The organism is Rahnella woolbedingensis (genome assembly GCF_003602095.1).
In the GTDB taxonomy this organism is placed as follows: domain Bacteria; phylum Pseudomonadota; class Gammaproteobacteria; order Enterobacterales; family Enterobacteriaceae; genus Rahnella; species Rahnella woolbedingensis.
In genome coordinates this window covers 14,402-37,881 of sequence record NZ_RAHH01000018.1, presented here as the reverse complement: position 1 = coordinate 37,881, position 23,480 = coordinate 14,402, and the positions used below count along the sequence as shown (strand labels likewise).

Below are 23,480 nucleotides of genomic sequence, written 5' to 3'. Positions count from 1 at the left end.
TTGGATAAAAAAGCGCATGTTTTAATGATTTATCGGGGATTTTTGGGAATATTGCCCGTTATCGGGCTGGCTTATCCGTTCTACACTGACCATCACAGGGAATAATAAGCTTCCTAATATTGTTGAGGTCATATGCGCCAGTCCGACATTGTTGCTGAAGTCAGTAACGACAAACAAACCCTGACCGCGCTGGTCGAGCAGGACAACCGCGTGGTGTATTTCTACATTTTCGCCCGCGAAGATTTGCGCGACCGCTTCCCCAAAATGCGCGCCTGCTGGGTGCGCAATCTGGTGCCCGCGCCGGTGAACGATGATACCGACGCGATGGAGCAGGGGATTGCCCCGATGCTGGCGGCGCAATATTGTCGCAATCTGGAAGGCGAAGCACCGCTGGATCCGGCACAAATTCAGATCCTGTGGAATGAAAGCGATGACGGCGCGGCGTTGTGGTATCAGGGATTGTTGCTGGCGGTGATCCCCGGCTGGAGTTTGTATATCGACCATTCGGTGTGTTATTCCGCCGGCTGCATCAAACAGAATCCGCTGACTTTCCCGCTGGGATCTGCCTCGACTAACGCGCAATGTGAACTGGCTGAAAAAACCCGTCTTTTCTGGCGCGACTGGCAAAATGAATTCACCAATCCGTGGCCGAAAATCCAGCGCAAACTGCTGGAATCCTACGAAGATCGCTTTGGCCCGTCGCTGAAATATTATCTGATCAATCAGGGCAGCTGGCCGCCGATGGCGATTTCCCAGCATGAAGATGAGGAAAATTATTACTTCTTCACCGTCGGCATGAGTATCCGCCCGATGCCGCAAATCGATATTGTGTTCAACGATGATGCGGAAAAGCACCGCCGCATCGAGCTGGCATTTTCGGTCGGCAAAGAATACGTCACTGAAGAAAATGCGGTGCAGATGGCGAGCGCGTTATCCGGCTACGCGCAAGTTCCGTGGACGACTCTCAGCTGGCTGGGTGAAGGCCACACGCTGATGTCACCGATGGCACCGCTGGGCTTTGAAGGTCACGTGATTTCCTCCGCACTCTGTGGCCCTGCGGACAAAATGCGTCTGCCAAAAATTTACGGCGACCCGGTGAATCAGTTTTGGGTAAGCCCGGTGTTCACCAGCGAACTGGAGTTCGCCCAGGCAAAACCGAATGGCGGATTTGAACTGGTCGCCGCGATGATCGAGAACGACATCGGGTTTGTGTTTGCGCCGAGAAGCGCGGTGATGTGATGCTTTGAGGTAGCCGCTCAACACTGGCTTTAAGGTTAAGACCGTGGACTCGCCGCCCACACTGGCCCAGAGAGGGAAAGCACTTCCCTCTCTTGGGCGGTTTCGGCGCGATGTGATAAGTGATCACTGTACGTAAGAAACCGAAATTTTCTCGTTCTGAGCTGAAAAAGCCGTCTTAATGCCCGGCTTCGGCATTAAAATCCTCTGCATCCACATCATATCCCGACGGTTCCCACCGTACCGCTGTCAGCACGATCAGACCCGCCAGTGGCGCTAACGCGATCACCCAGAACACGCCGGTGCCGAGTGCCGCAGAAAGTACCGGAAACAAGAACAGGGAGAGAGTCGAACTGGAGCGCATCAGCGTCTGGTTGAAGCCGACACCCATGCCGCGCAGCGACGTGGGATAGCTCAGTGAGGCAAATGTCATGGTGTGCGAGCCCGGACCGAAGCCCTGGCCGAACAGGAATAACGCCAGCATGGCGATGGAAATTGCCGCTTCGCCGCCGTCTGCCGGACGGCCAACCAGCGCGAGGCCGATCATCGCCACCAGCTGGCAGGCGTAACCGGCGTAGGTCATTTTCCACGCGCCAAATTTCGACACATACCGCACCGCAATCAGCCCGCCGACGAAAGCGAAGCACAGATTCAGGCCGAGCGAGAACAAAATGGTGCTGATCATCGACTGTTTGAGGAAGCTGGATAAGATGACCGGCAACCCGAACGCCACGGCGTTGTAGGCAAAGGATGAGGCCACGGCAGTGACGGTCGCCAGCACGGTGCGGCGCAGATAAACGCCCTGCAACAGCGTGCCGTAGTTGCGCCATGCGGCTTTGCGCACTTTAACCTGCGGCGTTTTATCCGCATCATCCGCGACGACCGCATTGATGTTGTAAGACTTACGCAGTATCGCCGCCGCACTTTGCAGGTCGCCCTGATTTGCCGCCCAGACCGGGGATTCGTTCATATAACGGTGACGAATAACGATAATCAGAATCGCCGGAACTGCGCCGAAACCGAGGATCAGACGCCACAACCAGTCGGTATGCGTGGCAGGTAACACCGCGTAAAGCAGCAGAACCAGCAGATAAGAAACGCTGATTGCTGCGTACCACGTCGGGCACCACATCGCTACGCGCGAGGCTTTGTTACCGCGCCCCTGAAGTTTTGAGAACTCTGCCAGAAACGCCATCGCTACCGGTAAATCGATGCCGACGCCTAATCCCATCACGAAACGCGAGCCGCCGAGCACCCATTCATTTGGCGCAAAGGCACAGGCCAGCGCGGCAATCACGAAGAAGAACATGTCAGCCATGAACACGCGGTAACGGCCGATTTTGTCGGTCAGATAGCCGCCGAACAGTGCGCCGACAATCGCCCCGAAGGTGATGGCAGACGCCACAAAGCCTGCGCCGGAAGGCGTCAGACCGAACTGGCGGGTGATGTCTTTCATCCCGAAAGCCAGCGCACCCAGATCATAGGCGTCGAGGAAAACGCCGCCCAGTGCGATAGCTATCACGATGCGTGCGTCGCTGATTTTCGCCGCGCCGCGGTTCACTAACTGAGTAATATCGGCAGCGGAACGAATCACCACCGGTTTGTCAGACGCAGAATCTGCGCTGTAGTCCCCTGAAGAGGCGGCGGGAGAGGCCGCAAATGAATCAGACATTGTTGTGTTTACGCTTTTTGACAAAAAAACCAGCATAGAGGCGAGGTGATGTTGGTCACAAGTCCTGATTCGCGCAACCTGAAAACAAATGGCTATAAGTTAAAACTAAGTGATCTAAAAAATTGCCATCGGTGGCTTTGGGTAGGGAAACCGCCGCCCCTGTCTCAGCGATATCGCGGATAAGCTTCGAACATTTCGGCATTTTACTCCACTACCGCCTCCTGCTTTTATGGCTCACCCTCCATTCCCCTGCGCGAAATTGGACTATTCTTGTTAGCAGCTTGTTTATTCAGATGAAAGCAGAAAGACAGAGCAGTCGCCGGGCGACAAAAACCACATAACCCGATAAGAGGATAGAACATGACTGTAACAACAGGGCAAGTAAGAGGATTTTCAGGGGCAGCGCTGGCGCTGATTTGGGCGTTAAGTTTCAGCGCACAGGCCGCTGATGATGCCGTACGTGTAGGCTCAAAAATTGATACCGAAGGTTCGCTGCTCGGTAACATCATTATTCAGGTGCTGGAAGCCAACGGTATTCACACCACCAATAAATTGCAGCTGGGAACGACGAAAGTGGTGCGCGGCGCGATCACCGCCGGTGAAATCGATATCTATCCGGAATACACCGGTAACGGCGCGTTCTTCTTCTCAGATGATAAAGATCCGGCGTGGAAAAATGCGCAGGCCGGTTTCGATAAAGTCAAAAAGCTGGATTACGACCAGAATAAAATTGTCTGGCTGAATCCGTCTCCTGCGAATAATACCTGGACTATCGCGGTGCGTCAGGACGTGGCGAGTGCGCACAACCTGAAATCACTGGGTGATTTGGGCCAATACATCAGCAGCGGCGGCGAGTTTAAACTGGCGGCCTCGGCAGAATTTATCGAGCGTCCGGACGCTTTACCGGCGTTTGAAAATGCCTACGGTTTCAAACTGAATCAGGCGCAGTTGCTGTCGCTGGCGGGCGGTGATACGGCAGTCACTATCAAAGCGGCAGCGGAAAAAACCTCCGGTGTGAATGCGGCGATGGCCTACGGCACGGACGGTCCTGTCGCGGCGCTTGGCCTGCAAACGCTGGAAGACCCGAAAGGTGTGCAGCCGATTTATGCGCCTGCGCCAATCATTCGTGAAGCCGCGCTGAAAGCACATCCGAACATTCCTGATTTGCTCAAACCGGTCTTTGCTTCGCTCGACACTAAAACATTGCAGGGCCTGAACGCGAAAATCGCGGTTGATGGTCAGGATGCGAAAAAAGTGGCGGCGAAGTATTTGCAGGAAAAAGGTTTCGTTAAAAAATAACCGGGCAGTGACGCCCGGAGCACGGCCTGCGGGTCGTGCTCTTTAATATCAGGTAATGTTTTGACTTATCACTCACCCGTTAAAAACCGCGTTCTGCTGACGCTGGTTTTGTTGCTGTTGCTGGCCGGTTTCGCACTGGCCTTCGTCAGTCATGCGCCTAACAGGCTGGTGTCCGGCAAAGGCATTTCGCTGGCGAGCTTGCTGAATGGCTATTCTGCGTTACTGCTGCTGCCTGCCGTTTTGCTGCTGGTCTGCGCTTTTCTCAATCTCTATGGCCGCAATCATTTAGTCGTGATGTTGCTGGCGGAAATCCTGCTGACCGCATTGGTCTGGCTGGCGGGGCACAGCGCGTTACAACTGGCGGGAGGCGATGAAGACAGTATCGCGCGTACCTCACTCGGCGGCGGTTTCTGGGCGGGTGCGGCACTTTGTCTGCTGATCGCCTCCGACGCCATTTCCCGTTTTACCCGCAATCACAGCCTGCGCATTTTGCTTAATGTGCAGATGATCGTGCCGGTGGTTTTGCTGCTGGCGTACGGTCAGCTTGCCGAACTTTCGCTGCTCAAAGAATACGACAACCGTTCCGACGTGTTTAACGACGCGCTGTGGCAGCATCTGGGTATTTTGTTTGGCACGCTGGTGCCTGCGGTATTGATTGGCCTGCCGGTCGGATTGCTGTGTCACCGCAAACCCCGCTGGCGCGGGCCGGTGCTGTCGGTGCTGAATATTATTCAGACCGTGCCGTCGATTGCGCTGTTTGGTCTGCTGCTTGCGCCTCTGGCCGGGCTGGCAAAATCGCTGCCGTGGCTGGCGGAGCATGGCATCAGTGGTATCGGACTGGCTCCGGCCATTATCGCGCTGGTGCTTTATTCGCTGCTGCCGCTGGTACGCGGCGTAATTGCCGGACTGGAATCGGTGCCGGAAGCGGTGATTGAGTCCGCACGCGGCATGGGCATGAACCGTGCGCAGGTGTTTTTACGTGTGCAGATGCCGATTGCCTTGCCGGTTGTCCTGACCGGCGTGCGCATTGTGGCGGTGCAAACGGTCGGCATGGCGATGGTGGCGGCGCTGATTGGTGCGGGCGGGCTGGGTGCCATCATGTTCCAGGGATTGCTGAGCAGCGCGCTGGATCTGGTATTACTCGGCGTGATCCCGGCGGTGCTGATGGCGGTGGTCGTCGACAGTCTCTTTAAATTAGCAGTCTCAATTCTGGAAACCACACGCAGATGATTCATTTCAAGCAGGTTAGCAAACACTTTGCCGGAAAAGCGGTCGTGCGCGATCTCACGCTGGAAATGGCTAAAGGCGAATTCACAGTACTGATCGGCACTTCCGGTTCGGGAAAATCCACCACGCTTAAAATGATCAACCGGCTGGTGGAGCACGATCGCGGCGAAATTTTATTTGCCGGTGAACCGATAGAAAAATTCCGCGCGCAGGATTTGCGCCGCCGGATGGGGTATGCCATTCAGTCCATCGGCCTGTTCCCGCACTGGACGGTGGAAGAAAACATCGCCACCGTGCCGCAGTTGCTGAAATGGCCTAAAGCGAAAATCCGCGACCGTGTGACTGAGCTACTCGAACTGCTCAATCTGGATCCGAAGCAGTTCCGCCATCGTTATCCTCATCAGCTTTCCGGCGGGCAACAGCAGCGCGTCGGCGTGGCGCGTGCGCTGGCGTCAGACCCGGAAGTGTTGCTGATGGACGAGCCGTTCGGCGCACTCGATCCGGTGACCCGTGCCACCTTGCAGGAAGAAGTGGCGCGTATCCATAAAATCACCCATCGCACCATTGTGCTGGTGACGCATGACATCGACGAAGCGCTGGCGCTGGCCGATCGCATCGTGCTGCTTAACGACGGACAAGTGGTGCAGCAGGGCACGCCGCTGGAATTGCTGACCCAACCGGCGACGCCGTTTGTACGCGATTTCTTCGGTGGCAGCGACATGGGGATCCGTCTGCTTTCACTGCGCGAAGTCGGTTCACTGACGCGGCGTGGCGAAGCATATTCCGGCAGCCAGTCACCGCTGACCGATTCCATGAGCCTGAGCCAGGCGCTGTCAAAATTTGTCGCGCAGCAGGTGCAGCAATTGCCGGTGATTGATGACCAGGGCCAGCCGCTCGGCGTGTTGCATTTCGCCGATCTGGCCACTGAGAGGAACGGCGCATGAAACGGGTGTTTGCAGATCCTCTGATTTGGTTGTTCGCTTTGTTGCTGGCGCTGATTTTCGGTATGACCTCGCTCGGCGGCCTGTTTCACTGGATGTTCCCTGAGCTCAGCAGGCCGGTATATCAGCAGGAAAGTTTTGCCTCGCTGGTGGAAGCGCACCTGCTGCTGGTCGGTATTTCCAGCCTGATTGCGGTGGTGATTGGTGTGGCGGCAGGCGTAGGTGTGACGCGTCCGGCGGGGAAAGAATTCCGCTCACTGGTTGAAACGCTGGTGGCAATGGGACAGACTTTTCCGCCGGTTGCCGTGCTGGCCGTGGCCGTTCCGGTGATGGGATTCAGCGAGAAACCGGCAATTATCGCGCTGGTGCTTTACGGATTGCTGCCCATTTTACAGGGGACCATTGCCGGGATTGAATCGGTACCGGCGTCTGCGCGTGAGATTGCGCAGGGCGTCGGCATGAGCCGCTGGCAGATGTTGCGGAAAGTGGAAATTCCGCTGGCCGCACCGGTGATTATTTCCGGCATCCGCACGTCGGTGATTATCAATATCGGGACGGCGGCGATTGCCTCGTCGGTCGGCACGTTAAGCCTGGGTTCACCGATTATTATCGGCCTGAGTGGCTTTAATACGGCTTACGTCCTGCAGGGCGCGGTGATTGTTGCGTTGCTGGCGATTTGCGTGGATATGCTGTTTGAACGCTGGAGCCTCTGGTTACAGCGCTGGCAACAGCGGTCAGTGGACGGATCAGTTCGTTGATGCAGAAGACGGAGCCGGAACAACGGAAGGGGCGTCGTTATCGCTGACTGTTTTAACGTCGTCCTGAATCACCACCGCATAACCGGCAACCATCACGCCACCAATTGCGCCAATCGCCATCAGACCAAACAGCGCGATAAATAATTTTTTGCCAAGCGAATTCATGTGCAATACCTCAGAAATTTGAACGACGAATTATAAATCGTTTCGTTACCCCTGCAACAGACTATTCATGCTGTGACTACATTATCGCGCTATCAGCGAATTTTTTGTCATATGCAGAAACTTTTTAGCAACATTTTGATGCGATCGCACAGATTCCCTTGCTGAAAATCAGGCCAATAGCGTTAACTGTTGGCCTTCATTATCACGCTAATAAGTTCTCCCTATGACTGGTTCCGCTACCCGTTCTTTGCTGCCATTAATTGCCGCACTGTTTGCACTGTATTTTATCTGGGGTTCTACGTATTTCGTTATCCGCGTCGGTGTGGAAAGCTGGCCACCGCTGATGATGGCCGGTCTGCGTTTCTTCGTCGCCGGATGTATTCTGTTTACGTTTTTGCTGCTGCGCGGGCATAAAGTCCCGACGCTGAAACAGTGGATGGCCGCCGGTGCCGTGGGCATTTTGCTGCTGTCTGTCGGTAATGGTCTGGTGACGGTGGCGGAACATATGCAGGTGCCGTCAGGCATTGCCGCTGTGATGGTGGCAACCGTTCCGTTGTTTACCCTGTGCTTCAGTCGCCTGTGGGGCATGCCTAACAGCCGTATGGAATGGACCGGTGTCGCCATCGGCCTGTTCGGGATTGTGCTGCTTAATACAGGCAGTAACCTGGAAGGGAACCCGTGGGGCGCGGCGCTTATCCTGCTCGCCTCATTAAGCTGGGCGTTCGGTTCGGTATGGAGTTCGCGTCTGCCGCTGCCAACAGGCCTGATGGCCGGTGCCGCGGAAATGATTATCGCAGGAGTGGTGCTGCTGGTTGCCAGTCGCGTTACCGGCGAACATCTGACCGCGACGCCATCACTGCACGGTTTTCTGGCGCTCGGCTATCTGGTGGTTTTTGGTTCGATGATTGCCATCAGCGCGTATATGTTTTTGCTGAAAACCGTGCGTCCCGCCATCGCCACCAGCTATGCCTACGTGAACCCGATTGTCGCGGTTCTGCTCGGTATCAGCTTCGCCGGTGAATCCCTTTCACCGGTCGAGTGGGTAGCGTTAGGCGTGATCCTTTGCGCAGTTCTGCTGGTCACGCTGGGGAAATTTGTCTTCGGGCGCAAGAAAACAGTGATTAAAGAAGTGAAGGTTTAACCTCACTTCTTCTCAAAGAAGATCGACACCCGCGCGACTTCTACGCCGAATTTTGTCAGTGACGTCACGTTGAACAGGTGCTGTTCGTCCTGCTGATAAATCCAGTCATCGAAGGTCAGGCGGTAGGTGCTGTCGCCTGATTTCACATCCATCACGTATTTCCAGTTGAACGCGTTACCGGCACTATGCCCGGTGGCGGTGCCGATAATATCGCCCGCCGTGCCGGTATAGCTGCCGTCGGCGAGTTTGCGGATGTGCCAGACGCGGGTTTGTTTCTCGCCGTCGTCATACACAAAATCTTCATGCAGCGTCAGCGTATTGCCTGCCACATCACCACGGATTTTTGCGGTAAAGCGTCGCGTTTGTTTATTGCTGTGATCCTGCACCATGCCGTATGCCCGGCTTTCACCGGCGAACCAGGTGAAAATATCCAGTTTCGGCTGCGCCTGGGCGTAATCCTCAATGTTGGCTTTGCAGCCACTGAGGATCAGAACGCAACCCATCAGCAATGTGAAAAAAACTTTGCGAAAAACAGGCATAAAGCCTCCGGTCAGAGGGATATTAATCCGATGCGCTGGCACCGGTCAGTTTGCTGCGTAAATCCGGATATTGCGTTTGGGGAGAGAGCCAGATGGCCAGGAAGGCGTCGCGGAAAGCCGGGCTGAACGTTTTGCCTGCCGGGTTGATTATCACGCTATTGGCCGCACGGCTGTAAAACTGCCCGCCATTTTCTGTGGCGACAAAAATGATTTCGCTGCCATTACTGACGTCCGGCCAGGTGTCTTCAACGGCTTCCAGCCAGCCATTTTTTTGCGCCTGCGCCAGCAGTCCGAGCATCTGCCACTGTTCTTCGGTCGCTTTGGTCAGTTCCGCACGGTCAATATTACGCAGGTAATCAATGTCTAACGCCAGCGGCCATTTTTGGGGCTGATATTTACCGTCAGGAGTCAGCAACTGCGAATTATAAACCTCGAAAGGCCCCCAACTGAGCGTGGCGTGTCCGACGGGTTTCCACTGTTCCCACGGCACAGCGGCGAATAGCGGAGAGGAAAATATCAGTATCAGCGCGGCGGTTAAGAGTGATTTCATCTTCTTCTCCGCAGGGAATTTTGGCTGAGCAGAACCGGCAGGCTGATCAGCGGTAAAAACAGCGCCCAGCCAGCAGCCAGCAGCGGCCAGACATGCCACGGCGTGGCCTGAAGTTGCATCGCGCCAAGGTGCATACCGACAAAGTAAGCAAACGGACCGCTGACGGCACCGAGCGGTATCAGCCAGTACACTTTCAGCCGCAAAACGCCCAGCAGCCACAGCCACCAGGCACTGAAACCCAGCCACAGCGTCATCATCCACGACGGCACGGCGGCGGAATCCGTGAACTCAAACAGACCTAAAATACACCACAACGAATCCATCATGATGCCCAGCGTGCAGGCCACAGCCACCCACAAGCGGCGGCGGGATGGCGTGAACGCCAGCATCAGAAAACTGCTGATCAGCAGAAAAAGAATAAACCGTTCGCGCCCCCAGACTGCCAGCGTCCACCAGACGTCGAAGCCTGCTGCCAGCAACCAGAAGCGCAGGGACGTCATCCGCGTCGCTCGGCGGTCAGTTGCACGGTGCTGATGGTGCGGGCGCGGAAACCGGCCTCGCAATAGCACAGATAAAACAGCCACAGGCGGCGAAAATGTTCGTCCTGTCCATCGCCGGTTTGCGCATTCCAGTAACGTTGCACGCGCTCGCGCCATTCATGCAGGGTGCGGGCGTAATCGGATCCAATATCAAATAAATCACGAACCACCAGACTGGTGCAGCGCGTCATGGTGTCATTCATGGCGGTGATGGAGGGCAGAAAGCCGCCGGGAAACACATAACGCTGGATGAAATCGACTTTGCGGCTGTAAGACGCATAACGCTGGTCGGCAATGGTGATCGCCTGAATTGCCATCCGTCCCTGAGGTTTAAGCAGCGCGTTACAGCGTTTGAAGAAGGTCGAGAGATAACGCTTACCGACCGCCTCAATCATCTCAATCGACACCAGTTTATCGAACTGGCCCCGCAGCGAGCGGTAGTCCTCGCACAAGACGGTTACGCGGTCGCTCAGCCCGGCTTTTTCAATACGCTCGCAGGCAAAGCGGTATTGCTCGCGGGAAATGGTGGTGGTGGTCACCTGACAGCCGTATTCGCGCGCGGCAAATTCCGCCATCGCGCCCCAGCCGGTACCGATTTCCAGCAGATGATCCCCCGCATGCAGTTGCAGCTGTTCGCACAGCCGGCGCATTTTGGCTTCCTGCGCCTGTTCCAGCGTCATTTGCGGTTCCTGATACCAGGCGGAGGAATAGAGCATTTTCTCATCGAGAAAACCCTGATAAAAATCGTTGCCCAGATCGTAATGGGCGGAGATATTTTTTCGCGCCTGAGAAGGGCTGTTACGGCGGAAAAAGTGGATCAGATTATTGGCGGGCGTACTGAGCCAGCTCAGGCGCGCTTCGAGTTTATCCACCAGTTTCAGGTTTTCCGCCAGCAGTTGTAACACCGTCGTCAGGTTCGGTGTGGTCCAGTCGCCATCAATAAAACTTTCACCCGCCGCAATGCTGCCGCCCAGTAAAACCCGGCGGTAAGCGCGCAGACGATGAACTTCGATTTCGCCCTGCAAAGGGGCTGCGTGATCACCAAAAAAAATGGCGTCTTCGCCCGGTTCCCGCAGGGTCAGACCGGCCCCTTTCAGCTGCTTCAGCACGCTGAGAATCAGTGCGCGTGCAGCCTTGCTGCGCCTGTTGTTCGCCCCGTCACGGGCGAGATGCACTTCAGGTTGGCTCATGGTCAGTCCTTATCAACGGGAGGATGAGAATAAACAGGTGCCCGTTTCAGCCACAGTTTCAGCGCCTGCCAGTAAATGGTCAGCGCGGTTTTTGCAGTCATCAGGGGCAGCCGCCACAACTGCTGACGTAGCGCCGCGCGTGTCAGCGGGCGGGCGGTCAGAGAAAGGGCAGCATCGAATTCCCGTTCTTTGCGGTGATTTTCGATAGTGATGTGTAACTGTTTTCCCGGGGGTGTCAGGCGCCAGTGATAGACCATGTCCATCGGATTGAAGGGCGACACATGAAAGGCTTTCGGAACCGGTTGTGAGCCGTCAGGGAGCACCGCGTAGGTGTGGCGTTCATTCCAGGGCGTATTGCGCACCTCAGCCAGCATCCAGCGCAGAATTCCGCTCTGATCATAAAGGTAGTAGAAGTTCACCGGATTGAAATAGCAGCCGAAATAACACAGCTGGCATAACAGCATTACGCGCCCCTCGGGACGTTCGCCGGTCAGCTCGGCAATTCTCGCCTGAGCCTTGGTTTTGATGTCACCGCCGCCGAGATAATCTTTGCGGCGAAAACTGGCCGGAGAAAATTTTTCCAGCCGGATACCCAGAGCGGGCAGCGCATCCAGCTCATCAAGATCAATCAGCGGCATGAAAATGTCGTAGTCAAAACGGTGCTCAACCGGCGTAAACCGCCGGTGGCGGACGGTGCCAACATACAGCTGGCTGTTCATGACGCCTCCCGTTTTTCCTGCCCGCGTTCGGCCTGCAAACTGAATAACCGCAGGCTTAGCGGTTCTGCCACGTCGCGCGCGCTGTTAACGCCATCTTCATGAAAACCGTTGTACCAGTACGCGCCGCAATACCAGGTGTTGTGTTGGCCGTTGATCCGGTAACGTTCCTGCTGCGCATGATGGCTGGCCAGATTGAGAACCGGATGCATATAAGTGGTGCGGAACAAAATTTTGCTTTCATCTATCGGCGTCAGCGGATTGAGGGAAACACAAAAGGTTTGCGGTGCGTTCAGTCCCTGCAAAATATTCATGTTATAGGTCACGCTGGCACGGCGGCTGTGGGCCGGAAAGCTGTCGCGAAAATCGCCGCGCCCCGACGCAGAGAGCGTATTGGGTAACTGATAATTCCAGCTCGCCCAGGCGCGTTTTTCGCGTGGCAAAAGATGAGTATCGGTATGCAAAATGACGTCATTGGCCTGATAGGACAGCGCACCGAGAATGTTTTTTTCTGCCTCCGTGGCGCTCTGGCCCAGAATGTTCAGCGCCTGATCGGAATGGCAGGCGAAAACCAGCTGTTCAAACCGTTCTTCGCCGCGTGCAGAATGCAGCGTCACACCGGACGGCGAGCGGACAACGTGCGTGACCGGTGTGCTGGTCAGCAGTTTTACGCTGACGGGGATTTTCTCCTGCATCCGGCGGATATACTCGCGCGAGCCTCCCGGCACCACCATCCACTGCGGACGGTTGGTCACATCCAGCAGCCCGTGATTGTTGAAAAAGCGCAGAAACATCGACAGCGGAAAATTCGCCATATCGCCGAGAGAAGATGACCAGATCGCCGCGCCCATCGGCAGTACATAATGCAGGGCGAAGAACGGCGAAAACCCGTTTTGGTCGAGCAAATCGGCCACTGTGTCTTCGTCGTGATGCGCATTGAGCAGGCGTGCTTTACACAGTTTGTTAAAGCGCAAAATTTCGAAAATAAACCGCCAGAATCGCGGCCTGAACAGGTTGCGCCGCTGTGCAAACAGGCTGTTGAGGGAATGCCCGTTGTATTCGAGTTTACTGAGCGGATTACGCACAGAAAAGCTCATTTCCGTCGGCTGGCCCTCAATACCCAGCTCTTTGAGCAGGGCGATAAAATGCGGATACGTGCGCGAGTTATAGACGATAAAACCGGTATCGATGGCGTATTCCTGACCGTCAGAAATTACGTCCTGCGTGGCGGTATGTCCGCCTAATGTTGGCGACGCCTCAAAGACGGTAATTTCGCAGTCCGGCTGATTTTTTGCCAGCAACCAGGCACAGCTCAGCCCTGAAATTCCGCTGCCCACGATAGCCACTTTAGTCGTCATTTTATTTCACCATTTTCCGGCATAACCATTTTTGCAGGCCCACCGGCAGCAGCGCGGCAGTTTTCAGCAAACGGGCAAAAAGAGGAGGGAAAGCAATTTCACTGGCTCCGTGCGCCAGTTTTTTACGGATGTGTTCTGATGCCTGCGCCGCAGTCACCATCATTGGCATCGGAAAATCATTGCGTGCCGTCAGTGGCGTTTCGACAAATCCCGGCTGGATCAGGGAAATGTGGATCTGGCGTTTGGCCAGATCCACCGCCAGAGAGCGCGCGAAAAAGGCCAGTGCGGCTTTCGATGCGCCGTAGGCTTCACTGCGTGAAAAAGGTAAAAGCCAGGCAGTGGAACCGACCAGCGCCACGCGACTGCCGGGCGCTAAGCCGGGCAGAAGGGCATCGAGACAATTAACCGGGCCGATGAAATTGGTGTTCATCACGCGGGTGACTTTTTCAGCCTCGACCACGCCGTCATCCAGGTATTCGCAGGTTCCGGCGCACAGAATGACCAGATCAGCCTGCGTGTTCTGCAAAGCCTGACGGGTTTCTGATAAATCGGTGATATCAAAACGTAGCGGGATAATCAGCGGACTGGCGGCGGCGACCGCATTGAGTTTTTCGCCGTCACGCCCGCAGGCGATGACTTCCCAGCCTTCTGCGGCATAGTCCTGAGCCAGCTGTTTTCCGATACCCGAACTGGCACCGGTGATCAGGACGCGGCGCATTATTTCAGCCTGGCTTTAACCGCGCGGACAGCACCGCCGAGGACCGGCACATGCTCATACAGCATGGCACCGAGATCGTAATAATCGCGCTGATAGGCAATCCGGTTATCGGTCAGGCGCAGATGGCTGGCGCCGTTGAGAAACATGGCCTGACCTTTTTTCAGCGCCGGATGCGAAAACTCCATCCGCCAGAACAGCGACGCTTGCGCGCCATTGGTCAGCGGGGGCTGAATTTCAAAGCGGCAGTAATTCACTTTTTTAAGCAACTGTGCGAAATAGCGTTCGAGCGCATCGACGCCGTCGTAATGCGAAACCGGATCGATAAACACCACGTGCGGGTGATAAATCCGCGAAAGCTGCGGCAGCTGGCTCACATCCAGGTGGCTGTAAAATTCGCAAAGCCGGGTCAGAACATCAGCGGGCATCGCGGATTCAGGAAAATGTTTAATCATTATTTTTTCCTTTCATTACGCACTGGCACTATTTGAAGAACAGGAGGCGCGCCTGCACCGTGAAGGTTTTCGACATTATCGTTGGCGTCTTCGTTTTCTTGTGAGCCCAGCAGCAGGGCGGCGCTGCCCAGAAGAAGGATCGACAGGCCCTGTTCGACCCAGTTCAGCAGGCGCTGGCGCTGAATTTGCGTCAGCTTGCCTTCCGCCCATAACAGGATTTGCGAACCGCTGAGATTTTCCAGATGCGGGTCATCGAGCGGAGCGGGCATGATTTCGACCTGCATCCCTTCCTCGCAGCGCACAATGGCTTCGAGCCAAAGTTCCGTGCTGTCCAGATGTCCCCAGCCGACCAGCGTTGCCGGATTGCCGGGACGTTTACGGGCGGCACCCATGCACATGACCGCGTGCTCGATGATCAGCCCGTCGAGCTGGCTGCGTAACATCAGCAGGCGAGGATCCCCGGCACTGAGGCGCGAGCGCAACGGCCGGAGCACATTATTCACAAACGATACCGCCGGATATTCGCGGCCCAGTTCCATAATGAGCTGGCGCACTTTGTTGCTGCGGCCTTCCTGCAATGCGGTCAGTAAACGATGTTCTGACTGCGACCAGCCGCCCGGCAGCGCATCGACTTTCCCTTCGAGCAGGGATTTCACCTGACCGACCGGGATCCCGCGATTAATCCAGCCCAAAATAGTGCGGATAGTATCAAGGTCATCATCATTAAACAGACGATGGCCGCCTTCGGTACGTTGCGGCTTCAGCAGGCCGTAACGGCGCTGCCAGGCACGCAGCGTGACCGGGTTGATACCACAAATTCGGGCGACTTCGCCGATGCTGTAAAGAGACATAATGATTTCCAAAATTTTCCTGCTAACCAAAGTTAACTCTAGCGCCAGATCGCAAAACTGTACAACTTTATTATTTTTGTACAACTTAACTAATACTCACTTATTACATTATTTTAACTTGTTTAATTCCCTGATAAGAGATAATTTCCCGATATTGAGAATTCATGGCAGGGAATGAAAATGGAAGAAGGGCAGGATAGTGACGATCTGCGTCTGGCTGAGCGTCTGGCAGAATTGCGGATCGGGCAGGGCTGGTCGCTGGAACAACTGGCGCAACAGACCGGTATCAGTCGCGCCACGCTTTCACGCATTGAACGGGCCGAAACCAGCCCAACCGCTTCATTGCTCGGCAAACTGAGCGCGGCCTACGGGCTGACCACTTCCCGCCTGCTGATGGCGCTGGAAGATAACCCGCCGGAGCTCATCCGCAGCGCACAGCAGCCGGTCTGGCATGACCGTGAAACCGGTTTTGAACGCCGTTCGGTCTCCGCGCCTGCTCCCGGTTTTCGCGCAGAACTGATTTCCGGTTTGCTGAAATCAGGTGCGACTATTTCCTATGATTCCCCGCCGGTGGACGGCCTCGAGCAACACCTCTGGATGCTGGAAGGCGTGCTTGAATTCACGCTTGATGGCCGCTGTTACCGGCTCGAGGCGGGCGACTGCCTGCGTTTTCATCTGCACGGCACCTCGTCTTTCCACGTACCCGGCCCGCAGGATGCCCGTTACGCCATCGTTATTTCACGTCCTTAATATCTGACAAGAAGGGTTAATTTGCATGCAAAACAACAATGATGTGGTGATAAGCGAAGTGCGGGGCGGTGTGCTGACGCCTGCGGGTCTGGATGCGCTGGCGGAAACGCTGATGCAATCCGTCGCACTCGGCGCGAGTATCGGATTCATTTTACCTTTTGGTTTTGTGCAGGCGCAGGCGTTCTGGCAAAAGCTGTTACCGGCTTTTGAGCGTGGCGAAAAACGCCTGCTGGTCGCGCGGATGGCCGGGAAAATTACCGGTACCGTGCAACTGGTGGTCGATCAGCCTGCCAACGGCGCACATCGCGGTGACGTGGTGAAACTGATGGTTCATCCCAACGGCCGCCGTAAAGGGATCGCCCGTCAGTTGATGACTGCGGTCGAATCGCTGGCACGCGAAGAAGGCAAAACCCTGTTGGTACTCGATACCGTCACCGGCAGTCCGGCACAGACATTATATGAAGATCTGGGTTTCAGCCTGAGCGGGACGATACCGCACTACGCCATGTCGACGGAGGGCCTGCTGGAATCGACGAGTGTGATGTATAAGGTGCTGATGTGAAATGTTTTAAAGTCAAAACCGTGGGCGTCGGCCCACACCGACTTGGGGGGCGGCCTATCGCCGCCGCCCCCCAAGACCCCCCGGGCTCTTTCACTGCACGCTCCGCTCGCTGACTATGTTTCATAAGCCGCAGTGATAGCCGCAAAATCCCGCTGCTGCGCGGTTCCCTCCCATCGGGTTACAACCCGCGCAAAAAGATGCGCGGTTTTCCACCTCTCGTCCGGCGGTATTTTGGAACCGGCCTCAGGCTCTTAATTCACAACCTGACTGATTTTGAAATCTAAAAACTGTCTGCCCTTGAATTTAAGATGCTGCGGGCGTTTCAGAAAGCTTGCTGAATGAGAGGTTGCAGACCTAAGGCTGCAATCCCGAAATGAAGATACCGCGCAGCGGCAAGATTTCCAGCCTGTCGCGGTGGTTGCTGAAACATAGTGTCTAGCGATAGCGCGCAGTGTAAGAGCCCGGGATTCTCAAGGGGTGCGACGACAGGCGCCCCTTGAGGCCAGTTTGGGTGGCAACCCAAGGTTTTGTGGATGTGGGCGGCGAGCCCACGGTGTTGACTTCAAAAAAGCCGAAATATAGCGGCGGTCTCTGCTATCTCTTCTGAATATATGTCAGCGCTAAAGCCACTGCCAGCACCAGTCCTTTGATGATATCCATCGCATAATACGGCACCGACAGCATCACCAGCCCGTTCGACAATACGCCTAAAATCACCGCGCCCAGCAATGTTCCGAGAGCATTTGGCTTGCCGGAACCGGCCAGCGAGAAACCGATATAAGCGGCGGCAACGGCGTCCATCAGATAGCCGCCACCGGCATTCACCTGTGAAGACCCGATGCGTGATGCCAGTAAAATACCGCCTGCACCGGCCAGTACCGACGACATCACATACGCAATGACGCGGTAACGCGCGGTGCGGATCCCCGCCAGACGTGCAGCCAGCGGGTTGCCGCCGATGGCATACATGCGGCGGCCATGCTTGGTCAGTGACATAAACAGTTGTACCACAAGGGTTACCACTGCCATCACAATCACAATCACCGGCACCTGACCCAGCAGGCTGAATACCGCAGGCACCGTCCCTTCAGCCATGTCACCACTTGGCAGGAGCATGTTTTCAGTGATCGAACCGCCGTAGCTGTAAGTCATCGCTGCGCCCTGAATCACAAACAGGCTGGCGAGGGTGGCGAGCATGTCAGGAATCTTCAGGATGACGATCAGGAAGGCATTGAACAGGCCGACCAGCGTACACAGCGCCAGCGTGATTAAGATGGCTTCGGTGGTGCCGAAACCGTGCCAGACGAACATTGAAATCACCAGCGCATTGGCGAGTGACGCCGTAGAGCCGACCGATAAATCAAAGCCGCCGACGGAGAGCGAAATCGAGACGCCGATGGCAATCACCGTCACGATGGCAATCGAGCGCAGAATATTGATGATGTTTGACGGTTCGAGGAAGTTATCGGATGCCACGCCAAAACCGGCGATCAGCAATACCACGGTCAGCAACATGCCCCATTTATACAAAAACTCGAACAGCTGATGACGCCACGGCTGACTCGCTGCGGGCACGCTTTCTTTACTCACCACGGCTTTGTTCACGCGGGTGTTCCTCCGGTTGAATAGACTAGTAAGGTTTCTTCGTCGACGTTGGCGGCGTCGAGTTCAGCCACAATGCGGCCATCCCACAACACCAAAATGCGGTCGCATAAACCGACCAGTTCGGCGAACTCACCGGAAGCATAAATAATGCCTTTTCCCTGTTGCGCCAGGCCGTCGATCAGCCTGAACACGTCCGTTTTGGCCTTGATGTCCACGCCTTTGGTCGGTTCGTCAAAGATCAACACCTGACTCTCACTGCGCAGCCATTTCCCGATAGCGACCTTCTGCTGGTTACCACCGGAAAGCCGTGCCAGCTTTTGCATCGGCCCGGAAGCGCGAATGCCTAAGCGGCTGATAATGTCTTTTGCCCATGACAGCGACTGGCGCGTATTGAAAATACTCCAGCGCGAAAAGGTGTCATCGGCGGTCACGCTCAGGTTCATCGGGATGTTTTCATCAATGAAAATCCCTTCCTTGCGTCGTTCTTCCGGCACTAACGCCAGCCCCTGTTCGACAGAAAGGTGCGGCTCTTTCGGCTTCCACGGTTTGCCGTTCAGCTCGCCGCTTTCCACCTGACTTGGCGTCGCGCCAAACAGCGCTTTGCACAGTTCGGTTTTTCCTGCACCCGCCAGCCCGGCAACCCCGAGAATTTCCCCGCGATGCAGACGCAGCGAAATATCGCGCAGTTTGTCTTTATCGTGCATGCCGTGAATGCTCAGCAGCGTTTCACCGCTGTGCGGCGGGCGGCGTGGCGGATAAATATCGTGGAGCTGGTGGCCAATCATCTTCTCGATAATGTGCTCGTTGCTCAGGCCGTCCATGCTGTCATCGCTGACCAGACGCCCGTCGCGCAGCACCGTCATGCGGTCGCAGATGTCACGCAGTTCATGAATGCGGTGCGAGATAAACACAATCGCCATTCCGGCGGTTTTCAGCTTGCGCACCAATGCGAACAGACGCGCGCTCTCAGCCTGATCAAGTGGGGCGGTGGGTTCATCGAGGATCAGGAACCGGCATTTATGCGATAAAGCACGTGCCAGCAAAATCAGTTGTTTCTCGGCCAGCGTGCAGCTTTTGATTCGCGCCCGCAGGTTGATGTTCAGCCCAAGCTGTTCGGTCAGCAGTTGTGCCTGACGATACAGCTGCGGCCAGTTATGCAGATGGCCCGGCTCTGAAAGGCTGTCCAGCATGATGTTTTCGGCAACGTTCAGCGTCGGCACCAGTGCGACGTCCACTTCCTGCTGAACCAGATGAATACCGTGCTCGCGTGCATGATGCGGCAGGCAGATATTCACTGCCTTGCCATCAATAGTGATCTGGCCGGTGTAATGATCATGCGTGCCGGAAAGCACCGCCATCAGCGTGGATTTCCCCGCGCCGTTCGCGCCCACCAGCGCGTGGACCGCTCCGCCTTGCAGCGTGAAATCCACCTGGCGCAGGGCAGGGAAACCGGCAAATGAAATCGAGATATCGCGCATCTCAAGGAGGGAGGTGGTCACTGGGCGTTGGCCTTATTAAATAGACGGATAGGGATTTAGACGTTTAGCCGTCTACTGAATTTTAATTGCAAATTTTTAACATATCGGGGGATTAAATCAAGAGATTAAAAAGGATAAGTAAGAGATAAAAGATCTAAGCTTTATGGTCAAGACCGTGGGCGTCGGCCCACACCGACCAGAGACCCGGTAACGCGCGGGCCTCTGGACTCCGCGCTTTTTTCACTGCGCGCTATCGCGGGTATGACGGACATGTTCTGACGCAATCGTGCGTGGCGCAAAATGTCATCGCTGCGCGATTCCCGAATTTCAGGTGTCGAGCCATAGGTCTCGAACCGTTCATTCGGTGCCATTTTTGAGCACGCCAATCCACTTTTCTAAAAGATAAACATCAGTTTGATGTTGAATTTAAGATCGTGCGGGCGATTCAGAAATCTTGCTGAACGGAGCGGCTTCGAGACCTATGGCTCGAAGACCGAGAGAAGGAACCGCACAGCGGCAAGATTTCCAGCCTGTCGCTGCGATACCTGAAACATAGCCAGCGAGCGGAGCGCGCAGTAAAAAAGCGCGGGAGTCCAGAGGGCGCGCGCTTACGCGTCCTCTGGGCCAGTTTGGGCGGCGAGCCCAAGGTGTTGTCGGTATGGGCCGACGCCCACGACCTTGACCTTATTCCTCGCTGAATTTTAGCGCGACCCCTAGCCCGTCCGCTGCCCGGACAGACACGAGATCAACGTCATCCCTGAATGTAATTTCCCCCACCCGCAAGCTATTACGCACTGCTTCCAGCGACCGGGTGGCAAATTCCAGTCCGATCATGCGGGCGCTGCCGTTTTCGCCTTCAGGCACAGTGCCGAATTCTGCTGTTGCCTGCTCAGGCGTCACGAACCGCACTGTGGCGCGGCCTGCGCGCAATGTCACTTCCTGAGGTTGTATAGCTAATGCGCTGGCTCCGAATAATTCGCCATACACCTGAGCGGCGTCCTGCGGATTAACGGCTGAAATCACAAAGCCGGTGATGTCGGCGACGCCGTTCGGGTGGCGCTGCCATTCATTGCGCCACACCAGTTCCGGCGTCAGGTGGTGACAGAAGAAACTGCGGCCATTCGGCACGCGGCTGGCGGCCAGCGGTACGGTACGAAAACGGGCATTCGGCGATGTGCCGTCGTTCAGTTCTACCGGACGGAAAAATTCTGCCGGTGCGGAACCCGCAATGTTTTGTTGTTGCAGATGCTCGTAAACCGCCGACGAATTCTGCGTTTTCCATACCAGACCGCTCAGGCCGAGCGGCGCCTGCCAGAGGTCTTTACGGGTATGAGCGTTGCCCGGTTCATAGCCGAGCAGTTCCAGATAATTTTCACCAAAAATCGCCAGATGATTGCTGGACCCCAGCGAATGATGGCCGCGCGGCGTGAGATGAAACCCCAGACGGCGAAATTGTTGCCCGGCCTGATTCAGTTGTTCGGCGACGTTAATCACCACATGATCAAGCTGCGGGATAAGTTTTTGCGAGCTCTGTACTTCAGTCATTAAACGGTTCTCCCAGCGTTAACATCAGGCGGTTAGCCCAGGCGAAGAAGGCCGCTGACTGCGCCAGATCGACAATCTCCAACTCGTCTAAACCCTGTTCGCGCAGCGATGTAATGTGCTGCTCGGTGGCAACCGGCGGGGTGGCAGAAAGCGCGGCAGCAAAATCAATTTCGGCCTGCCAGCGCGGGGACTGTTCTTTACTGAGAATGCCGCCCGGTGGGGTGTCGATCAGGCGCTGAACATCTTCCGTTTGTTTCGACAGCTGGCTGGCTTTGCGCGCATGCACCGACGCACAGTAAATACAGCCATTGATTTTGCTGGCAACAGTCGCCGCCAGTTCACGCTCTTTGCGCGGCAAGCCGCCGGAGGTGTAGAAAATCCCTTTATCGGTCAGTGTGCGCTGTTCGAGAACCGGCAGATTGCGCCCTAACAGGCGGAAATAATCAGAATCCGTATGGCCGAATTTCGCCAGAATCGCCTGCTGCGCTTCATCAAATTCTTCCCGTTTTTTCGCCGGGATCCACGGCTCCCAGCCGAGTTCTTCCTGAGTGAACGCCTGCGGCGCATCGCGGCCACTGTGGGTGTTCGGTTCGGTGCGCCAGAAAGCGGCACCGACCGGTTTGTTGCTGCCGTTCTCCACCGTTTTTCCGCCAATCAGCCGGTAACTGCGCAGCACACGGCTCTGGAAGCTGACGAAGGCGATCAGTTGCGACAGCGTGACAATCGCGTCCGCCGACCAGCCGGCTTTTTTCAGCGCCTGCAAATGCGCAGGCGTGGCGCTGGCGGGTTTGAAACTCAGACGCTCACCGTGCGTCAGCGCGGCGTCAAGACGGGCGGTTTCGTCGATATCCGGTAAATCCTGCAAACGTTCGGAATAGTGATTGGTCAGCTGCGAATCGCCATGCCAGCGCGCAACGTTTTGCGCTAAACGCAGGCGTTCAGCCAGCGAAAAATCCACGCCATCCTGCTCGGTAAACAGCGCGTCGTAGCTGCCCTGCGCGTGACGGGTCGCGGCGTCGCGGGTATCGCGTGCCTGTTTCAGTGCGGAATCCGGGGCGATGTCAGCCAGTTTTTCCAGCAGGTCGGTCGAATAGGTAGTCATAGGGCTTCCCTTGAAAATGAGGAATCAGCGGATGAGGAAGAAACATGGCGTTGCGGCGTGCGGCGAACCCAGCCGAGCGCGGGCGCAACGTGACGGGCAATCAGTTCGATGGAACGTAAAATGTACGGATGCGGCGGATCGATGGAATGCACCTGAAACGCCAGATCGGTGACGCGGGCGAGTGCGGTATCGGCCTGCAAGGTCGCGGTCACCTGCGCTGCTGTACCGAGATGCACGTCGAAGGCGCGGATGTAATCATCCAACGTATCGCCTTTCACAATCTGCCCGCTGGCACGGTGGTTTTCAGCCTGACGGCGTAAACCTTTTTGCGCCAGTTCACGCGCTTCGTCGCCGCTTTCGGTCACGAATGCGGTACGTGACCCCATGATACGCGGCGCAACGCCTTGCGGCAGGGCGTCCAGATAAGCGTCAATAATCGGATTTTGCAGTTCATCGAGACGTAAATCTGGTGCATCAGACGGACGTGGCTGGGTGCGTGACAGCATCAGCCCGTCGCCGGATTTACCCGCGCGCGCGCCGCCGTCTACCGAGAAAGTTGCCTGCCACACGCGGTTCGCCAGCTGCGGTGCCGCCGGATATAACCGGTTGCCGGTGCCCGCCAGCGGTTCGCCGCGCCAGGCGGTGAGCAGGGTGTGCAGATTGTTGCCAAATGCTTTGCCGCGATCCTGACTTTCCAGCCCGAACGGCGGGAACGATGTCGGCGTACCGCCTGAACCTAAGCCGATTTCAAGCCGTCCGCCGGAAAGTAAATCCAGCACGGCGGTATCTTCGGCGACGCGCAACGCATTCTCCATCGGCAGCGTGATAACGCCGGTACCCAGCCGGATAAAGCGGGTATGCGCCGCCACCTGCGCGAGGAAAACCAGCGGCGCAGGCAGGCCGCCTTCGGCTTCGTGAAAGTGGTGCTGCGCGACCCAGGCGGAATCAAAACCTAATTGCTCGGCGTGAATAATTTGCTCGGTCGCCAGCCGGTAACGTTCCTGCGCGCTGGTGTTGTCCAGAAGGCGGGTGAAAAACCCAAGACGTTTACTGCTCATAATGTCCCTCTTTTCTTTTTCATGTGCT

General features: G+C 56.1%; 23 protein-coding genes and 1 pseudogene. 8 read left to right on the top strand and 16 right to left on the bottom strand.

Going from position 1 to position 23,480, the window contains the following annotated elements:
* Nucleotides 1-132 precede the first annotated feature (132 nt).
* Nucleotides 133-1,239: a suppressor of fused domain protein gene (locus D6C13_RS15695; protein ID WP_120133649.1), complete on the top strand. Its 1,107-nt coding sequence runs from the start codon at nucleotides 133-135 to the stop codon at nucleotides 1,237-1,239.
* Between the two features lie 175 nt (nucleotides 1,240-1,414).
* On the opposite strand, the gene D6C13_RS15690 is transcribed toward D6C13_RS15695, so the two are convergent.
* Nucleotides 1,415-2,908: an MFS transporter gene (locus D6C13_RS15690; protein ID WP_120133727.1), complete on the bottom strand. Its 1,494-nt coding sequence runs from the start codon at nucleotides 2,906-2,908 to the stop codon at nucleotides 1,415-1,417.
* Between the two features lie 360 nt (nucleotides 2,909-3,268).
* On the opposite strand from D6C13_RS15690, the gene osmF reads away from it, so the two are divergent.
* The 4 genes from osmF to D6C13_RS15670 are packed head-to-tail and all read left to right on the top strand — an operon-like array spanning nucleotide 3,269 to nucleotide 7,133.
* Nucleotides 3,269-4,207 (top strand): glycine betaine ABC transporter substrate-binding protein OsmF, encoded by a 939-nt coding sequence (gene osmF, locus D6C13_RS15685; protein ID WP_120133648.1) that lies wholly within the window; start codon nucleotides 3,269-3,271, stop codon nucleotides 4,205-4,207.
* A 60-nt stretch (nucleotides 4,208-4,267) separates the two neighbouring features.
* Nucleotides 4,268-5,437, top strand: coding sequence for an ABC transporter permease (locus D6C13_RS15680; protein WP_120133647.1), 1,170 nt, complete (start codon nucleotides 4,268-4,270; stop codon nucleotides 5,435-5,437).
* The gene (locus D6C13_RS15675) at nucleotides 5,434-6,378 is read left to right on the top strand and encodes an ABC transporter ATP-binding protein (RefSeq protein ID WP_120133646.1); all 945 of its coding nucleotides are present in this window, start codon (nucleotides 5,434-5,436) and stop codon (nucleotides 6,376-6,378) included. The genes D6C13_RS15680 and D6C13_RS15675 overlap by 4 nt, the downstream gene beginning before the upstream one ends.
* Nucleotides 6,375-7,133, top strand: coding sequence for an ABC transporter permease (locus D6C13_RS15670; protein WP_120133645.1), 759 nt, complete (start codon nucleotides 6,375-6,377; stop codon nucleotides 7,131-7,133). The genes D6C13_RS15675 and D6C13_RS15670 overlap by 4 nt, the downstream gene beginning before the upstream one ends.
* 63 nt (nucleotides 7,134-7,196) lie before the next feature.
* Here the strand turns inward: D6C13_RS15670 and D6C13_RS26135 are convergent.
* Nucleotides 7,197-7,298, bottom strand: a pseudogene (locus D6C13_RS26135) (hypothetical protein); the annotation flags it as partial.
* Nucleotides 7,299-7,521: 223 nt separating this feature from the next.
* Between D6C13_RS26135 and yedA the strand changes: the two are divergent.
* Nucleotides 7,522-8,439, top strand: coding sequence for a drug/metabolite exporter YedA (yedA, locus tag D6C13_RS15665; RefSeq protein ID WP_120133644.1), 918 nt, complete (start codon nucleotides 7,522-7,524; stop codon nucleotides 8,437-8,439).
* A gap of 2 nt (nucleotides 8,440-8,441) precedes the next feature.
* Here yedA and D6C13_RS15660 read toward each other — a convergent pair whose 3' ends face one another.
* Genes D6C13_RS15660 through D6C13_RS15620 form a run of 9 tightly spaced genes read right to left on the bottom strand, consistent with a single transcriptional unit; the run spans nucleotide 8,442 to nucleotide 15,352 of the window.
* Nucleotides 8,442-8,978 carry a DUF3833 domain-containing protein gene (locus tag D6C13_RS15660; protein WP_120133643.1) on the bottom strand — a complete coding sequence of 179 codons (537 nt, stop codon included), beginning with the start codon at nucleotides 8,976-8,978 and terminating at the stop codon, nucleotides 8,442-8,444.
* A 22-nt stretch (nucleotides 8,979-9,000) separates the two neighbouring features.
* Complete coding sequence (locus D6C13_RS15655) at nucleotides 9,001-9,528, bottom strand: hypothetical protein (protein ID WP_120133642.1); 528 nt, start codon at nucleotides 9,526-9,528, stop codon at nucleotides 9,001-9,003.
* A complete protein-coding gene (locus D6C13_RS15650; protein WP_120133641.1) occupies nucleotides 9,525-10,028 on the bottom strand; it encodes a DUF2878 domain-containing protein in 504 nt (167 codons plus the stop codon). Before D6C13_RS15650 ends, D6C13_RS15655 begins: the two co-directional genes overlap by 4 nt.
* The gene (locus tag D6C13_RS15645; RefSeq protein ID WP_120133640.1) at nucleotides 10,025-11,257 is read right to left on the bottom strand and encodes an SAM-dependent methyltransferase; all 1,233 of its coding nucleotides are present in this window, start codon (nucleotides 11,255-11,257) and stop codon (nucleotides 10,025-10,027) included. Before D6C13_RS15645 ends, D6C13_RS15650 begins: the two co-directional genes overlap by 4 nt.
* A 2-nt stretch (nucleotides 11,258-11,259) precedes the next feature.
* On the bottom strand, nucleotides 11,260-11,976 hold the full coding sequence (locus D6C13_RS15640; protein WP_120133639.1) for a DUF1365 domain-containing protein: 717 nt from the start codon (nucleotides 11,974-11,976) through the stop codon (nucleotides 11,260-11,262).
* The gene (locus D6C13_RS15635; protein WP_120133638.1) at nucleotides 11,973-13,331 is read right to left on the bottom strand and encodes an NAD(P)/FAD-dependent oxidoreductase; all 1,359 of its coding nucleotides are present in this window, start codon (nucleotides 13,329-13,331) and stop codon (nucleotides 11,973-11,975) included. The genes D6C13_RS15640 and D6C13_RS15635 overlap by 4 nt, the downstream gene beginning before the upstream one ends.
* Before the next feature lies 1 nt (nucleotide 13,332).
* The gene (locus D6C13_RS15630) at nucleotides 13,333-14,049 is read right to left on the bottom strand and encodes an SDR family NAD(P)-dependent oxidoreductase (protein WP_120133637.1); all 717 of its coding nucleotides are present in this window, start codon (nucleotides 14,047-14,049) and stop codon (nucleotides 13,333-13,335) included.
* Nucleotides 14,049-14,501: a nuclear transport factor 2 family protein gene (locus D6C13_RS15625; protein WP_120133636.1), complete on the bottom strand. Its 453-nt coding sequence runs from the start codon at nucleotides 14,499-14,501 to the stop codon at nucleotides 14,049-14,051. Before D6C13_RS15625 ends, D6C13_RS15630 begins: the two co-directional genes overlap by 1 nt.
* A complete protein-coding gene (locus D6C13_RS15620; RefSeq protein WP_120133726.1) occupies nucleotides 14,501-15,352 on the bottom strand; it encodes a MerR family transcriptional regulator in 852 nt (283 codons plus the stop codon). Before D6C13_RS15620 ends, D6C13_RS15625 begins: the two co-directional genes overlap by 1 nt.
* Nucleotides 15,353-15,532: 180 nt before the next feature.
* Between D6C13_RS15620 and D6C13_RS15615 the strand changes: the two genes are divergently transcribed.
* Nucleotides 15,533-16,102, top strand: coding sequence for a helix-turn-helix domain-containing protein (locus D6C13_RS15615; RefSeq protein ID WP_120133635.1), 570 nt, complete (start codon nucleotides 15,533-15,535; stop codon nucleotides 16,100-16,102).
* Nucleotides 16,103-16,127: 25 nt separating this feature from the next.
* Entirely contained in the window at nucleotides 16,128-16,664 is a 537-nt protein-coding gene (locus D6C13_RS15610) for a GNAT family N-acetyltransferase (protein WP_120133634.1), read from the top strand.
* A gap of 594 nt (nucleotides 16,665-17,258) precedes the next feature.
* On the opposite strand, the gene D6C13_RS15600 is transcribed toward D6C13_RS15610, so the two are convergent.
* The 5 genes from D6C13_RS15600 to D6C13_RS15580 all read right to left on the bottom strand — a co-directional run bounded on the left by D6C13_RS15600 (nucleotide 17,259) and on the right by D6C13_RS15580 (nucleotide 23,452).
* The gene (locus D6C13_RS15600; protein ID WP_425272720.1) at nucleotides 17,259-18,257 is read right to left on the bottom strand and encodes an ABC transporter permease; all 999 of its coding nucleotides are present in this window, start codon (nucleotides 18,255-18,257) and stop codon (nucleotides 17,259-17,261) included.
* Nucleotides 18,258-18,265: 8 nt separating this feature from the next.
* Nucleotides 18,266-19,747: a sugar ABC transporter ATP-binding protein gene (locus D6C13_RS15595; protein WP_120133631.1), complete on the bottom strand. Its 1,482-nt coding sequence runs from the start codon at nucleotides 19,745-19,747 to the stop codon at nucleotides 18,266-18,268.
* 684 nt (nucleotides 19,748-20,431) lie between these two features.
* Entirely contained in the window at nucleotides 20,432-21,292 is an 861-nt protein-coding gene (locus D6C13_RS15590; RefSeq protein WP_120133630.1) for a VOC family protein, read from the bottom strand.
* Nucleotides 21,285-22,394, bottom strand: coding sequence for an alkylhydroperoxidase domain protein (locus D6C13_RS15585; protein WP_120133629.1), 1,110 nt, complete (start codon nucleotides 22,392-22,394; stop codon nucleotides 21,285-21,287). The genes D6C13_RS15590 and D6C13_RS15585 overlap by 8 nt, the downstream gene beginning before the upstream one ends.
* A complete protein-coding gene (locus tag D6C13_RS15580) occupies nucleotides 22,391-23,452 on the bottom strand; it encodes a putative FMN-dependent luciferase-like monooxygenase (RefSeq protein WP_120133628.1) in 1,062 nt (353 codons plus the stop codon). The genes D6C13_RS15585 and D6C13_RS15580 overlap by 4 nt, the downstream gene beginning before the upstream one ends.
* Nucleotides 23,453-23,480: the final 28 nt, after the last annotated feature.